The 14,636-nt window shown below is 69.3% G+C and carries 14 protein-coding genes and 1 pseudogene; 3 read left to right on the top strand and 12 right to left on the bottom strand.

Annotated elements, in window-relative coordinates; translation table 11 throughout:
- A pseudogene (locus tag GWK61_RS57615) lies at positions 1 to 282 on the top strand (glycoside hydrolase family 11 protein); the annotation flags it as partial.
- A gap of 98 nt (positions 283 to 380) precedes the next feature.
- Here GWK61_RS57615 and GWK61_RS44335 read toward each other — a convergent pair.
- On the bottom strand, positions 381 to 1,424 hold the full coding sequence (locus tag GWK61_RS44335; RefSeq protein WP_194918454.1) for a LacI family DNA-binding transcriptional regulator: 1,044 nt from the start codon (positions 1,422 to 1,424) through the stop codon (positions 381 to 383).
- A 287-nt stretch (positions 1,425 to 1,711) separates the two neighbouring features.
- Between GWK61_RS44335 and GWK61_RS44330 the strand changes: the two genes are divergently transcribed.
- Both GWK61_RS44330 and GWK61_RS44325 read left to right on the top strand, forming a co-directional pair.
- Positions 1,712 to 2,248 carry a hypothetical protein gene (locus GWK61_RS44330; protein ID WP_194918452.1) on the top strand — a complete coding sequence of 179 codons (537 nt, stop codon included), beginning with the start codon at positions 1,712 to 1,714 and terminating at the stop codon, positions 2,246 to 2,248.
- A gap of 335 nt (positions 2,249 to 2,583) precedes the next feature.
- Positions 2,584 to 4,329 (top strand): APC family permease, encoded by a 1,746-nt coding sequence (locus tag GWK61_RS44325; protein ID WP_194918450.1) that lies wholly within the window; start codon positions 2,584 to 2,586, stop codon positions 4,327 to 4,329.
- Here GWK61_RS44325 and GWK61_RS44320 read toward each other — a convergent pair.
- The 11 genes from GWK61_RS44320 to GWK61_RS44270 all read right to left on the bottom strand — a co-directional run bounded on the left by GWK61_RS44320 (position 4,318) and on the right by GWK61_RS44270 (position 14,514).
- Positions 4,318 to 5,952: a hypothetical protein gene (locus GWK61_RS44320; RefSeq protein WP_194918448.1), complete on the bottom strand. Its 1,635-nt coding sequence runs from the start codon at positions 5,950 to 5,952 to the stop codon at positions 4,318 to 4,320. The two genes, GWK61_RS44325 and GWK61_RS44320, sit on opposite strands and share 12 nt — an antisense overlap.
- Positions 5,949 to 7,016 carry a caspase family protein gene (locus GWK61_RS44315; protein WP_194918446.1) on the bottom strand — a complete coding sequence of 356 codons (1,068 nt, stop codon included), beginning with the start codon at positions 7,014 to 7,016 and terminating at the stop codon, positions 5,949 to 5,951. The genes GWK61_RS44320 and GWK61_RS44315 overlap by 4 nt, the downstream gene beginning before the upstream one ends.
- A 5-nt stretch (positions 7,017 to 7,021) precedes the next feature.
- Positions 7,022 to 7,393 (bottom strand): hypothetical protein, encoded by a 372-nt coding sequence (locus GWK61_RS44310; RefSeq protein WP_194918444.1) that lies wholly within the window; start codon positions 7,391 to 7,393, stop codon positions 7,022 to 7,024.
- Between the two features lie 308 nt (positions 7,394 to 7,701).
- Entirely contained in the window at positions 7,702 to 8,067 is a 366-nt protein-coding gene (locus GWK61_RS44305; protein ID WP_194918442.1) for a hypothetical protein, read from the bottom strand.
- 2 nt (positions 8,068 to 8,069) lie between these two features.
- Positions 8,070 to 8,966 carry a peptidoglycan recognition protein family protein gene (locus GWK61_RS44300; protein ID WP_194918440.1) on the bottom strand — a complete coding sequence of 299 codons (897 nt, stop codon included), beginning with the start codon at positions 8,964 to 8,966 and terminating at the stop codon, positions 8,070 to 8,072.
- Between the two features lies 1 nt (position 8,967).
- Positions 8,968 to 9,258, bottom strand: coding sequence for a hypothetical protein (locus GWK61_RS44295; RefSeq protein WP_194918438.1), 291 nt, complete (start codon positions 9,256 to 9,258; stop codon positions 8,968 to 8,970).
- Between the two features lie 56 nt (positions 9,259 to 9,314).
- The gene (locus GWK61_RS44290) at positions 9,315 to 10,601 is read right to left on the bottom strand and encodes a hypothetical protein (protein ID WP_194918437.1); all 1,287 of its coding nucleotides are present in this window, start codon (positions 10,599 to 10,601) and stop codon (positions 9,315 to 9,317) included.
- A gap of 77 nt (positions 10,602 to 10,678) precedes the next feature.
- Positions 10,679 to 11,956 carry a hypothetical protein gene (locus tag GWK61_RS44285; protein WP_194918435.1) on the bottom strand — a complete coding sequence of 426 codons (1,278 nt, stop codon included), beginning with the start codon at positions 11,954 to 11,956 and terminating at the stop codon, positions 10,679 to 10,681.
- 91 nt (positions 11,957 to 12,047) lie between these two features.
- Positions 12,048 to 12,455, bottom strand: coding sequence for a hypothetical protein (locus tag GWK61_RS44280; RefSeq protein WP_194918433.1), 408 nt, complete (start codon positions 12,453 to 12,455; stop codon positions 12,048 to 12,050).
- Positions 12,448 to 13,569: a hypothetical protein gene (locus tag GWK61_RS44275; protein WP_194918431.1), complete on the bottom strand. Its 1,122-nt coding sequence runs from the start codon at positions 13,567 to 13,569 to the stop codon at positions 12,448 to 12,450. The genes GWK61_RS44280 and GWK61_RS44275 overlap by 8 nt, the downstream gene beginning before the upstream one ends.
- Before the next feature lie 57 nt (positions 13,570 to 13,626).
- The gene (locus tag GWK61_RS44270; protein ID WP_194918429.1) at positions 13,627 to 14,514 is read right to left on the bottom strand and encodes a phage distal tail protein; all 888 of its coding nucleotides are present in this window, start codon (positions 14,512 to 14,514) and stop codon (positions 13,627 to 13,629) included.
- Between the last annotated feature and the right edge of the window lie 122 nt (positions 14,515 to 14,636).

The following is a 14,636-nucleotide window of genomic DNA, read 5'->3' as shown; positions in this document are numbered from 1 at the left end:
GGCGGTGGAGGCGGTGGTGGCTGCACAGCGACCCTGTCGGCCGGCTCGCAGGGAAGCAACTGGTACAACCTCAACGTCGCCGTCACCGGCTCCAGCAACTGGACGGTGACGATGAACCTCGTCTCGCCCGCTGTCGTCTACAGCACGTGGAACGTCAGCGCCACATGGCCCAGCCAGTACGTGATGGTCGCCAAACCGAACGGGAGCGGCAACAACTGGGGCGTCACGATAAGTCCGAACGGCCAATGGACATGGCCATCAGTGTCCTGTAGCGCCTCATAGCGCATCGAGAACAGCATCGGCCCGACCCCGGCGAGGTCTCGCGAATCCCTGTGACCTCGCCGGACAGGCTACGGCCACGGATCGGGCCCAGGCAGTCCTCAAGCCGCCGGCGGCGCCGTACTCTCCCGCACCACGAGCTCGGTGACCAGGTCGATCCGGCTGGTGCGCAGGACCTGGCCGCGGGCCAGGTCCAGGACCATGTGCGCGGCCGTCCCGGCCATGTCCCTGATCGGCTGGTCGATGGTGGTCAGCGCCGGATCGGTCCAGGCGGCGACATCCATGTTGTCGTAGCCGATCACCGACAGCCCGCGCGGTACGTCGATGCCGAGGTGCCGTGCCGCGCGCAGCACCCCCAGGGCCTGCATGTCGGAGCCGGCGAACACGGCGGTCGGCCGGTCGGCGCGGTCGAGCAGGGCCAGGCCGTGCTGATATCCGGCGTCGAGGTAGAAGGTGCCGTAGCGGACCAGGTCCGGGTCGACCTCCAGGCCCGCCTCCTCGTGCGCGGCGCGGAACCCGGCCAGGCGGGCCCGGCTGCACAGCACGTCTTCGGGCCCTGAGATGATGCCGATCCGGCGGTGGCCGAGCGCCAGCAGGTGGCGGGTGGCCAGCAGGCCGCCGTTCCAGTTGTTGGAGCCGACCGTGGGCACCGAGGCGGTGGTGGCGCTGTCGGTGTCGACCACCACGAACGGGATGTCCTGGCGCCGCAACCGCTCCTGCTGCACCTGGGTCGGGCTGCACAGGACGAACAGCACTCCGAGCGGCCGCCGCGACAGGACCGCGTCCAGCCAGTGCTGCGGCGGATGGTGCGCGCCGCCCAGCTGCGACAGGACCACGTCGACCCCCTCCGGTTCGGTCACCGCCTCCACGCCCCGGATGATCTCCATCGCCCACGCCGAGTCGAACTCGTGGAAGACCAGGTCGATCTGCCCGGTGCCGGCCGGCTTCTTCTTGGCGCGCCGGCGGTAGCTGTGCCGTTCCAGACTCTCCTCGACCCGGGCCCGAGTCTGAGCCGCGACGTCGGCGCGGCCGTTGAGCACCTTCGAGACAGTCGCCACCGATACGCCGACCTCCTCGGCGATGGCCGCGATGGTGGCGGTCGGCGAGACCGGGTCCGGACCGTTCCGCAGTCTGTGAGATGCCATCGGAACATCACCCGTCTTCACCGAAAATTTCGGCCAGAGTACCAGCGGATCAGTCCCCTGAAGAAGGTCTTGACGCATCGGGTGCCGCAGCCTGGATCCCTACACCACGTCGCGAAACAGGGCCGAAACCGCTGAGAGTAAGTCTTACTGGTATTCGTTGAGCGACCCTCCAAGACGTTGTCTCCGGTGATTCCGTTCAGTCCGCGGCGCGCGGTCGGGCCGACCCGATACCGTGAGGCTTTCAGCGCCGGCCCCGCAGGGGCGCCGTCTCCGTGGGGATTGAGGGTATGGCCGTCTTCGCTACGTACTGTCAGGTCTGTGGCCTACCGGTCCAGCAGGACCACTATGTTCCGGCCGAGACCGGCGACTACTTCCACATCTGGCGCGGCGACGGCGACGACGCGTGCGACCCGATCGTCGCCTTCGGCATCGAACACGCCTGGCTGCGTGACGCGCTGGGGCTGCGGATCGACGGCGACGCACTCCTCATGCCCACCGTCTCAGGGATCGTGCACGACGGCGACCTGGAAAGTCAGGCGGGACGGCTCTTCGGCGCCGACCTGTTCGACGGGGAAGGTGACGACCGGATGGCGCTGCACGCCGCGTGCTGGCGGCTGGCGGGCGAGCCGGCGTCCTGGGGACCGCTGGCGCATCTGCGGGACCTGCCGGAGGCCGAGGACCGCTATCGGCAGCAGCTGTTCGACTTCGAGTCCTTCGTCGGGGACGGCCACGGCTGGATGCTTGTGGACCCCGAGTCCGAAGCACCGGACGGCCTGCGCAACCAGCGGCGAATCCTGGCGCTCGTCAAGCCTGCGGCCGAGTAGTCCGCGAGGGCTGCCAGCCCGAACTGGCGGATCGTGTTTGCGTAGCTCAGATGCGCTGATCAGAGTCCGTACCGATATCTCAGCAGTCTTCGCCGCATCCGAGCGGGTCTACAGACCGACCCGCTCGGATGCGGCACGAGCAGGTCCGGACCCCGTGGACGGTCATGGCCTCGTCCCTTCCCGGTATCTCAGTGCCCTGTATTCGCCAAGAATGCCTCCGCCTCCCGGCACCGCGCCGACTTAATCAGTACACTGCCTCACGCCGCCTTCCGCGTTTGTATGCTGTCGCCATTCAGGCTCGTCAGGCCTGAGACAGAACTCGAGGGGGAGGCTTTGTGAGCGCGGATGTGGAGGATGTGGAGGAACCTGCGACCGGCCCGACACCAGCCTTGCGCGGCCGGCCGACTCCGGACCTCGACGACGAATTCGGGCTGGGGGCCCTGTTCGCGCTCGCTTTCGGTGGTGCCATCGGGTCGGGCTGGCTGCTGGGCGGGTACCACGCGAGCAGCATCGCCGGCTCGTGGGCGTGGCTTTCGTGGCTGATCGGCGGCGCGCTGATGCTTGTCGTCGCGTTGGTCATGGTGGAGTTGGGCCGGCACGCGCCGGAGAACGGCGGCCTCGTCTCGTGGCCGTACCAGAGCAGCGGTCCGTTCGTCGGGACGATCGTGGCGGCCGCCTTGTGGATCTTCTACGCGCTCAACCCCGCGACGGAGTCGGTGGCGGTTGTGCAGGCGTTCGAATCACACGCCCTCTACGACTACTCGCCCGAGTCCTCTCATCCCACCTGGCTGGGGATTCTCGTGTCCGCGGCCATCATGGTGCCGCTCGTCGCGACGAACCTGTTCGCTCTGAGGGTGATCCGGCAGGGCACCGTCCTGCTGTCCGCTTTCAAGGTCTTCGTACCGGTCGCGGTCGTCTTCCTGCTGCTCCTGTCCGGCTTCGACCGGCATGCGATCTCGGCACACCACGTGGCGCACGGCTACGGAACGGTCCGCGCGGTGGTGAGCGCGGTGACCGTCGGCGGCGTCGTGTTCGCGTACGTCGGATTCCAGGGGCCGCTGGACCTCGCCGGGCAGGTGCGGCGCGACGTCGTCCGACGCTTCGGGGTCCGTGTCGACGAGGGAGTCCGTCTGCGGGTGGCCGTGCTGGGGACGATCAGCGGCTCGATCATCCTCTACACGCTGCTCCAGCTGGTGTTCCTGGGCCACACCGGATGGCAGCCCGGCGATCCCGCGTCCCCGTACACGAGATTCGCCGTCGGCATCGCCGCGACGGGTGCGGCGATGGCCCTGCTGCTGAGGATCGACACGATCGTGTCGCCGGCCTCGGCCGGCATCGTGTACGTGTTGCTGTTGTCCCGCGAGGTCGAGGGCCTGGCCCAGATGGGGGTGACCGACCGTCGGCTGGCTCGGCCGCGGCGCCTGTTCGGACGCGGACGGCCCGACATGTCGACGATCCTGTTGGTCAACCTCATCGTCGGCTGGCTGAGTCTGCTGATCCTCCGCGGCGACTGGGTGAACCTGGTGACCGCCAGCGGTGTTCTGACTCTCTTCATATACGCCCTGCCCGCGGTGTCCTTGATGGCGCTTCGTCGTCACTACGCCGAGACGGCATCGCCGCGGTTCCGGATCTCCGGGTTCTGGTGGATCCCGGCCTGGCTCGGCTTCGTCGGCGCCAGCGAGGTTCTGTACTGGTCCGGATGGCCGGCGCTGTGGCGCGGTATGACGCTGCTCGGCGTCGGAGTGGTGCTCCTGTTGGTGTTGCCCGTGGCCTCGCGGTGGGCCCCGGCCCGCATCTACGACGCCGACAACCAACTGTCGGGCCGCTGGCCGCCGATACAACGCGCGGCGTTCGCCGCCGCCGTGCCGCACGCGGTCCTGGTCGTGGGACTGCTCGTCCTCAGCCGCTCCGAGATGTCGCCGGGCTTGCCGCCGACGCTCGGCGAACCGTCGGGAAGCCTGGTGGTCGCGATGCTCACGAGCATCGTGTTCGCCTGGTCCTACCGTGCGTCGGTGGGATACATGAGCCGGCGGGAACCGATTCTGCGCGAGCCCACCCGGACCACCGGGTCAGGATCGTGAGATCTGATCGGCCTCGTGCCCGAACCCGGCTTTGCGCAGCCTGTCCACGGCTTCCCGCCGCCGGGACGGCGGCCATCGGCGGACGGTCTCCCGTAAGGCGTCCACGAGGGCGCGGCGTCCGAGTTCCGTCCCGCGGACCCTTCCCACGAGGGTGACGAGGTCTGTGGCCGAGAGCACTCCAGGGTTCAGCAGATAGCGGTTGAGAAGGTCCTCCGCGTCCTTCCTCGTCCGGTCCTCGCGAAACAGGTTCACGGCGACGTCCGCCACCACGTCGGGAGAGCTGTGGGCGATGCCGGTCAGCTCGTCGACGGCGTCGTCGGCCGCCTGCCTGGCCTCCGACCACGACCGGCCCCGCAGGCTGCTGATGTAGCCGGCGACGGCGGTCGCGTCGACGGTTCCGGCCTTGGCCGCTTCGGCGAGCCTGCGGGCCAGATCCAGCCCGGCAGCCCGACGCCGCTTGCCGGTGCGCGCTTCCAGCAGGTCGGCGAGGTCGGCGCCCCGGCAGCCGTCCAGGCGCGCCAGGATCCGGATCTGGTTCGGCGCCTCGGGCGTGTCGAGCTCGGACACGAGCTTCGCCAACTCGTTCACCTGGTCGACGGTCAACGGGACGGAATGCGGCGACGAGCCGACGACGGCCGCCCTCAGCAGTTCTTCGCGGACGCCGCCCAGCGCCGACGACGCCCAGCACTCCTTGATGACCAACGCGACCTCGAACAGCTCGGACCGGCGCGCGGCGGACCGGTAGACGGCCGCCACCCGGTCGTCGCAGTCACATTTCAGGAGGTCGACACAAAGACGCGCCAGCGGCTCGGCCGGCCAGGTGCCCCCGACATCGGCTATGAGACGGCGGGCCTGGATACCGTCGAGCGGACCGCAGCCATGAATCAGGTCACGCATGACGGCGATCGCCAGAGTGTCCGGTTTCCTGGTCTTCACTGTGTCGCGGGCCCAGTCGCCGAGCACGTTGCGCTGAGGCGCGTCGTGGTTGAACTCCATGGCCAGGGCGTAGGCGAAACCGCGTTCCCAGGTCCGCGAAAGAACCCGGGTGAGCAGCTGTTGGGCCTCGTGGGTGCGACGGCCTGCGACAAGGTGAACGTGGATCAGCTCGACGTCACGGATCGTCCGGCCGCCGCCGCCGGGCATGGCACCACCCCAGGCGATCTCGTTCAGCATGGTCTCGACGATTTCGGCGGCCTCGTCCCGGTCGGCGTACCGGGTCTTGAGGAACACGATGATCTCGGCGACGTCGATCGTGAGGCGTTGCCGGGCGAACGTGCGAGCGACCTCGACGGCCAATGGTTCCGGCCACTTGGCGAGCAGGATCGCGGCGGTGTCGGGAATGGAACGGTGCAGGGCGGCCACGCCGAGGATCTGGGCGGCGTCGCGGCCGTCGAATTTCTCGGCGTCCTCGATGAGCCGGTCCACGGGCCGCCAGACGCCGATGAGATGCAGCAGTCTCAACGCGCGTGCGGGGTTCTCCGGCCTCCGCCTGCGGGCGATCTTGATCCACTCCTGGGTGACCGACAGGTCCCCGTCGGCCAGGATCGCCTCGATGTCGGCGCTGTCCCTGGTGAAACGTTCCTCGGCGGTGGCCGCACCGTCCTCGGGTCCGACCGTGCTCACGCGGCCAGGCCGTCCCTGATGTACCAGTACGTCGCGTACTTGCGGGGATCGGACCGGTAGGCGTCGTTGGCCTCACGGTCGATACGGCTGGCGTTCTCATGGGCCTCGGGAATGGTCCACAGGCTCAGGCTGACGCGGCCGGCCTGGTCCGGCTTGTCGAGGAGCGGTTTGATGGGCCACCTCCGGCCCGTGCGCAGCGCCGTGATCCAGTCCTCGTCCGTGATGCGGGCCGGTGGTTGTCTGGGCACGTCGGCCGGCAGGGAGTTCTGGACGAACGGCACGCTGTCGCCCAGCCCGCGCAGGATCAGCCCGCCGACGGGGTGCGGAGCCTGGCACTGGTACATCTCGTCGACCACGCGGTCCCGCATGTCGCCGAGTGACAGCTTCTCTCCGGCGGTGCTGCTGCCTTCGCTGAGGACCTTCAGGAAGTGCCCGCTGAAGTGTGTGCAGTCCTTCATCCGCTCACTGAGTCTGTCGCACCCCTTCGGCCAGGCCTTCGGATCGCGCCCCTCGGGGTCGACGGCGGTGAAGACGGCGGTGCCGTTGGCCTTGTCCAATGCCGCGAAGCTGTTCTCGGGCGCGTCATCGGCCGTGCCGCCCTGGCGGTGGAGGAAGTTCGAATAGCAGCAGTCTGCGATGACTATGCGCAGGCCGCCCTGCTTGCGCATCATCTCGCGACGGATGCTCGAGTATGGAAGCCACGACCACGGGCGTTCCTCGCGCGAGCCGTACATGGCGAGGTGGACTTCGCTGTTGTTCAGGTTGTCCCAGGCCATTCCATGGCCGATGTAGACGACCAGGAGGGTGTCGTCGCGCGCTGAGGCCTTCTTGACCGCCTCGCTGACGGCGTCCATGACCGTGTCGGCGTCCACCCCGGTCGAGCGCGCCGTTCCCGAGGGCTCCTCGCGCGCCGGGATCAGCGTGCAGTTGCCCTTGAACGGATCCAGCTTGTTGAGGAGCTCGTCATAGAGCAGCGCGCTCGCCCGGAACGAGTCGTGGGCCTGGAGCGCACCGGGCCCGTCCCGGAAGACGGAGTCCCCGATGATCACAGCTTGCGACGGCACGGCGGTCAGTCCCCTGCCGGATCTTGCGCGACGCCGTGATCGGGGTCGTCGGCGGGTGCGCCATCGGGATCGCTGGCGGGTGCGCCGCTGGGTTCGCCGCCTTCGTGAGCGACGTCAATCTCCGGCGCGTCGAGTCGACCCTTGCGCCACTCCCGGGCCGCCTCGTTCGCGCGGTGCAGCAACGTCTTGACGGCGGTGTCGACCACCGACGTCAACGCCGCGACCAGGATGATGGTGTCCACCCCTTGGGTCTCACCGGTAGCCGCCCGCTCCCGCTCGGGATCCCGCACCCACCGCAACCCGGTCGAGTCCTGAAGCATCGCGCCGAGCTCATCCGCCCAGTCCAGCCCGACCTTCTCCTTGATCTGGACGACCAAGTGGTCCACCATGACGTCTCCCTGCCCCCGCTGCTCCGCGTCGTCGGCCCCAGTAGGTACAGCCCAGCATGCCCAGTGCCAACGACCAAGGCAATGGCTTGCGTGGCGAGTCTGACATGAAAATCAGATCCCTGCGACACGACTCGCCGCCGGGCTGGAAGCCGCTCACGCGGCAGTGCCGTCTAGCGTGGCTTCGGCCTGCGCGAGAAGGCCGGGCGAGAGCGGTCAGCCCAACGCAAAAAGGCCCCGGCACGCAGCATGAATCTGCGTGCCGGGGCGGTGATCGGCGAGGTGGATGGCGCGGTGGGTCAGGTGCCGGGACCGTTGGTCGCGGCGTTGGCGTTGGCATCGGCGTTGGCCGGTGTCGCAATGTTCGAAGTAGCGCTGTCCGGGCTGGCGACGACCGCTGCCTGCTCCGAAGCCTTCGCCACCTGCAAGTGCCGCGCCACCAAGCTCCAAGGCAGCGTCGGCCACTGCAGACGTGCCGTCGTCCACACGGCGCCGACCGCGGCGGCGATCAGGGCCTTGGTGCTCCAGTCGTGGGTGCCGTCGGCGGCGAGTTCGAGCAGGAACGTTGATGCTGAGCCGGCGAGTAGGCGCTGTGCCTGGGCGGCTACGTGATGTCTGCGGAAGTCCTTCGTGAGTGCCGATTCCAGTGTTGTCAGGCTCGACATCGTCAGCCCTTCGCCAGGTCGGCGGCGAGGTGCTGGGCGACCGCCTGGGCTATCTGTTGGGCGGTGGCGCCGGCGGTCAGGTGGGGGGCCAGGGCTGCGGCTAGGGCGTTGGTGTCGATGGGTGGTGGGGTGCTGACGCGGTTGGCGAGGGCGGTGACGGCGTCGCGGGCCTGTTTGGCGTAGAGGGCGGCGGCTCGGGCGCCGCCGTCGGCCCAGATCAGGGCGGTCTCGTTGTCGAAGTTCTGGTTCGCGGGGAACTGGCCGGCGATCTCCGGCCAGAACTGGCCGATGCTTGAGGGGATGGTGGCCACGGGATTGCCTCCGAAGGGGGGTGACGACGGGTGGGTCGGCGGTGCGGGCGTCGGCGTCGGTATGGGCGTCGGCGGCTTGGGCGTCGGCGCGCCGCCCAGGATCTGCGCCGCGCGGGCGATGATCTGCGGGCGCTGGTCGAGGATCGGCCGGCCGGGGCAGTCCAGGTGGCCGCCCCAGGCCTGGCCGCCGAGGCCGTGGCCGGTCAGGCCGGGGACGGTGCTGTCCGAGGGCTGGAGCGGGACGCCGTAGGTGGTGTGGATCCAGGCGAACAGCTGGGCCGCGTTCTCCAGTTGCGAGGCGGTCAGTGCGTCGCCGGAGTTCCCCTCGTTCTCGACCGAGATCCACTCCGGGTTGCCGTCGACCTCGGCCCAGGCCCGGTCGTCGGTGTCGACCCACTGGTCCAGCGGGCCTGACTTCGGGTTGCCGAAGTGTGCGGAGACCTGGGAGCCCGGGTTGTGGAACCAGGCGTCGGTGCCGGGCTCGGTGCCCTCCTGGATGTGCAGGACCAGGCCGCGGTGGGCGGACATGCCGCCCGGCGTCATGTTGGGGACCGGGCCGCGCCAGGTCGCCTTGGGAAATCGGGCCATGTCAGCCCCCTTCGTCGGAGCGGTGCGCGGCTTGGCCGGCGACCATGACGGCCAGCGCGCCGACCGTCTGGTGGATCGCGGCGAACTCGTGGGTGTGCGCGTCGACCGCCGCACGGATCTCGCGGACGTCGTCGCGCAGCGACTGCCCGCCGTTGGCTTCGAGCTGCTTGGAACGGGCCTCCACGACGTGCATGACGTGCGAGAAACGGCTGGCCCAACGAAAACCGGCGCCGATGGCGGCGCCGGTGATGCACAGCGAGGAGGCTGTCGCGGTGATGGCTTCAACGTTCATGGATGTCCCGTGGGTCGATGGTGGTTCGGGTGCTCCCTCCGTCGGCTCCGCCGGGATCACCCCACCCCGTAGAGCTTGAAGGTGGAGTCGGGCAGGAAATTGCTCCCGCTGAGGTAGATCGTGAGCGAGGTGATGGGGGCGGGAGTCGTGGTCATGTACCCCCCGCCGTAGGTCTGGAGGGTCCCCGCCGTCCCGCCGTCGGTGGCCATCGACGTCCCCGCGAAGACCTTGAGACTGGTGGGATCGGCGTACTCGGGGATGTCGATCGTCGCGACGCCGCGGCCCTGCGTCTGCCAGTGGTTGTTCCACACCGCGGCGCACTGCATCCCCGACACGATGCACGAACTCGAGACGCCGACGCTGCTCCCGCCCTGCACGAGCCAGTACGTGTTCCAGAGGTACCCGTTGTCGGCGGCGCCGTTCCAGCGCATGTACGCGCTGTCCCATCCAGTGGTCACGGCCGTACCGTCGGACTTCGCGCTGATCACCAGTCGCAGGTCGCGGTAGACCTGCGGGATGGCGCTGAACGTGATCGACGACGTCGCGGTGGTGACCGTCTGCGTCGCGATCAGGCCCGGCTGGTGCCGCCAGTTGGTGCCGTTCCAGAGCGCGACCGCGCCGCTGTCCGTCTCATAGACGAGCTTGCCGGCCGGTGCGTTCGAAGGCCGCGTCGTCGAAGTGACCGGAGGCAGATTCCCACCGGTGGTCATCGGGTCGTATACCGGCGTCCACGCAGCACCGCTCCACCGCTGAAGCTCGCCGTTCAAATCGGCGTACTGCCCAGCCATTGGCGGTGTCCACGGCGTAGTCCCGGCCGGCACGATCCCGCCCAGCCCCGACGTGTACACCCGCAGATCCGTGACGGCCGTCGACCACGCCACTCCCCCGGTACCGGCCGACGTCTTCGACGGCACGCTGATCTGGAACAGCCCGATCGCCGCAGGCGGAACCACCGGCGCCACCGGCGTGGCCGCGGGCGTGCCCTTGATCAGCACCACGATCGCTTGAGTCTGCCCCGAGCTGTCGAACTGCTGATCCTGGATCTCCAGCGCGATGATGTCGATCCGGTTGTACTGCGGATCGCCGTCCGGAACGGTCAGCGCCACCGGCGCGTCGGAAGCGAGCTGATACCCGCCCTGCGCCGTCACCCCCTGGACGAACGCACGCCCCGGCATGATCTGGCACTGCATCGCCGCCACCGACTGCAACCCGAACCCGCCGTCCGGCACGACACCGGAACGGGACGCGAGCGCACCGGTCGGCACCATCCCGACCGACGTCGCCAGACGAGTATCGACCCGACTCTGACCGGTCAAAGCCAGCCACGCACTATGAATGACCACAACTGTCCCCTTACTTCTCGGTGAGATATAAGAACCCTGATGAACGCAGCTGCCCGGCGCCGCCGAGGATTCGGCTCTCAGCCCAGCCCGTAGAGCGTGAAGGTCGAGTCGGGCACGAAGTTGCCCACGTTCATGGAGATCGTGATCGACGTGATGGCGCCGAGGCTGGCGTGGCCCCCGCCGTACGTCTGAAGAATCCCCACCGTGCCGCAGTCGGTCGCCGAGGAAACGGACGAGAAGACCTTCAGATTGTTGGTGTCGGCGTAGTTGGGGATGTCGATCGTCGCGATGCCGCGACCCTGCGTCGAGTAGCTGCTGTTCCAGATCTCAGCACACTGCATCGACGTGTCCCCGTACTTGCTCGCGACCGAGACGCTGGTCGCGCTCTGCGCGACCCAGTACGAGTTCCAGTTGTACTGAGTGTCGACGGCACCGTTGAAGCGCATGGTCGCGCTGTCCCAGCCGGTGTTGACCGTTCCGTCGGACTTCGCGCAGATCACCAGCCGCAAGTCGCGGTAGACCTGCGGAATCGCGCTGAACGTGATCGACGGCGTCGCGGTGGCGACCGTCTGCGCGGCGATCAGCCCCGGCTGGTGCCGCCAGTTGGTGCCGTTCCACAGCGCGACGGCCCCGCTGTCCGTCTCGTACACCAGCTTCCCCGCCGGCGCGTTCGACGGCCGCGTGGTCGAAGTGACCGGAGGCAGATTCCCACCACTGGCCATCGGGTCGTACACCGGCGTCCACGCGGCACCGCTCCATCGCTGGAGTTCACCGTTCAGGTCGGCATACTGCCCAGCCATCGGCGGCGTCCACGGAGTCGTCCCCGCCGGCACGATCCCGCCCAAACCCGAGGTGTAGACGCGCAGATCCGTGACCGCCGTCGACCACGCCACGCCACTGGTACCGGCCGATGTCTTCGACGGCACGCTGATCTGGAACAGCCCGATCGCCGCAGGCGGAACCACCGGCGCGACCGGTGTAGCGGCGGGCGTGCCCTTGATCAGCACCACGATCGCCTGAGTCTGACCCGAGGTGTCGAACTGCTGATCCTGGATCTCCAGCGCGATGACGTCGATCCGGTTGTACTGCGGATCCCCATCGGGAACCGTCAACACCACCGGCGCATCCGAGGCGACCTGATACCCGCCCTGCGCCGCCACGCCCTGGACGAAGGCCCGTCCCGGCATGATCTGGCACTGCATCGCCGCCACCAACTGCAACCCGAACCCGCCGTCCGGCACCACACCGGAGCGGGAGGTCAGCACCCCGGCCGGAACCACCCCGACCGACGTCGCCAGCCGAGTGTCGACTCGGCTCTGACCGGTCAAAGCCAGCCACGCACTGTGAATAGCCACGGCTATCCCTTCCTTCCTGCATACATAAATAAGAAGCCTGATTCAGCGCCAGGCAGCTGCGGGCGGCAGCGCGCCGAAGAATCGGGGGCCCTCAGCCCAGCGCGACGACGAAGTCGAACGCGATCCACGTGGCGTTCGGCCCGTGGTAGACGACGCTGCCGTCGGCGTTCACGTCGACGCGCGACGCCGTGGTGTTGGGCGTCGCGACCGTGATGACCTGCTGAACCGCGGGCCTGGTGCCGGAAGGCAGATGCGCGACCACCGCGCCCTCGGTGAGGCTGCCGCCGGCCGGCGTCACCGTCACGTCGCCGCGCACCACGGCCGCCGGACCCTGGATCCGGTACTGCGGCGTGGTGGTCTGGGTCGTGAACCCGGTGGCCAGCGGCAGGTTCTGCCAGGGCGCCACCGCCGCGGAGGTGGCCGCGGCGGTCGCCGTGCGTTGCAGCTTCCGCTCGATCTGCTTGATCCGGTCGATGATGTCCTCGGGCAGGTTAGGCACCGGAGCCTCCGTCCAGAAACAGGTCGACGGTGTCCGGGCGGCCGCGCTGCGCGGGCAGGACGTGGAAGCCGACGATCCGGTAGGTCTGGTCCAGCGGCGGCTGGAACCAGTGGTCGTTGATGCGCGCCCGGACCGCGGCGCCGAGCAGCTGCGGGCCGAACGAGCCGTCGAGCTGGACGGTCAGCGAGGGCACGACGACCGAGGTCCCGGCCGCGGCCAGGTTCGCCTGCGCCAGGTTCTCCAGCGTCGGCCGATCGGTGACGTCGTTGTAGTCGGCGCTGGCGTCGAGCTCCAGGAAGCCGGGCACGTTGGCGCTGTGCACGCCGGACACCAGCGGCACGTCCTGGCCGGACCCGTCGTTCGCCGGGACCGAGCCGCCGCGGGCCCGGGTCGCGGTGGCGGCGCGGGTGGCGTCGCGCGGGAACGCGTAGGTGAGGATGGTGCCGGGCTTGTCGACGATCAGCGGCGTCGCCCCGGTCGTGATGGTCGGCGAGCCGAGCCTGAGCAGCCGGACTCGGCTGCCGGAGTCCGGGTCGCGGTAGACGCTGACGCAGTACTCGAAGCCGGGGGTCGCGCCGGCCAGCTGGGTGATGGCGTCGTCGACCAGGGTCTCGCCGCCGTCGCGCCAGGACGGGCTGATCGTCGTGCCGGAGGTCTCGGTGCCGAACGAGAGCCCGATGTTCCCGTTGGGCGTCGACTGCACGTACTGCCACAGGTTCCGGACCACCTGGAGCGAGTCGACGGCGGTGTAGGCGAGGGGGTTGGGGTAGGCGCCGCCGGAGGGGCGGAGGTAGCGGTGGGCGGCGTAGGAGTCGAACGTCGCGGCCTGGATCGCGCAGGTGATGACGCCGCGGTCGTCGCACTGGGGCGTCATCGTCCACAGCAGTCCGCCCCACCACAGGTCGTTGCCGCGCGCGAGGTACACCGCGGTGCGGCCCTCGATGAGCCGCGCGGCCCGTGCGCCCAGGTCGGCGTTCGTGATCGGGATGGTGCCGGACAGGGATCCGGGCTTGCCGATGTAGTCGTCGAACTCGACGTCGTCGACCGGGAGGACGTCGATGGTCTGGTCGGTGCTGACATCGGCGAAGATCACCCGGTAGGTGGAGTCGTTCATGCGGCCTCCTTCGAGGGTGTCGGGGCGGTGTCGGGGCAGTGTCGGGGCGCCGGCCGGCTACATGTACGCCGAACGCCACGCGACCTGCGCCGACGCCGGCGGCGCGCCGGCCGACGGGCGGAAGGCGAGGGTGGTGGAGCCGGGGGGCAGGACGAAGGCCTCTTCCAGCGTCGCGTTCGGCATCGCCGCGTACCGGCGGTCGGCGGCGCCGTTGAGCAGCACCTGGCCGCTGCCCGTATCGACGGTCAGCACGTCGGTGGCGGCCAGGACCAGGCCGTAGCCGATCGTCTGGCCGGTGTCGACGTTCGCCAGCTGCGGGTTCGTGCACGGTCCGGTGAAGGTGACGACCGGGTGCGTCGCGGCGTTGCCGGCGTTCGTGACCTGCAGGTTGCCGCTGGACCCGGCCGTGCCCCAGGACAGCGGCCAGGTCAGCGGCCACACGATGCCGGTCTCCGGCTGCGGGACGCTGGTGGCCAGGGTCTGGAGGGTGAGGGTGTAGCGGCGCGGATCGGTCGCGATGAACTGGACGCTCGCCTTGGCCACGCCGTAGAGCGCGAACTGGCGGTCGGTCGGGATCGCCCGCTGGTTGATCCGCACCGCGCTGATCAGCGTCTCGCCGTGGAGCTGCACGGTGAGCCACCGCTCGTCCAGGTCGATGCCGGTCGCACCGCGCAGCGCGGTGATCGCGGAGGTGTCGGTCCGGGTCCCCGGCGCGAGCCACACGGTCGCGGTGATGACGCGCGGCTGCGCGTAGCGGGGGCCGGGCCAGGAGCCGTGGTCCCCGGAGCGCGGCGAGTCGGCGGTGTCGAAGCCCGGGAGGTCCTCCCACCCGGTGATGCCGGTCTCGGCGATGACGTAGGAGGTGCCCGAGCCGAAGACGAGGCCGTTGTAGCCGATCTGCCCGTCAGCGGTGAGTGCGGGCGGATCTGTGAGCATGACGGACATGCGGATCTCCCTGGAGGATGTCAGGAATCTGAGATGGGCCGTGCCCGGCCCCGGAGGGCAGGGGGGCCGGGCACGGCGGCGGGTGCGGGGGCACCCGGACCGGCGCCGCCGCGCGCGGGGGC

Source organism: Catenulispora rubra (assembly GCF_015356825.1).
In the GTDB taxonomy this organism is placed as follows: domain Bacteria; phylum Actinomycetota; class Actinomycetes; order Streptomycetales; family Catenulisporaceae; genus Catenulispora; species Catenulispora rubra.
The sequence above is the reverse complement of the archived record's forward strand: the minus strand, read 5'-3'. Positions and strand labels throughout refer to the sequence as shown.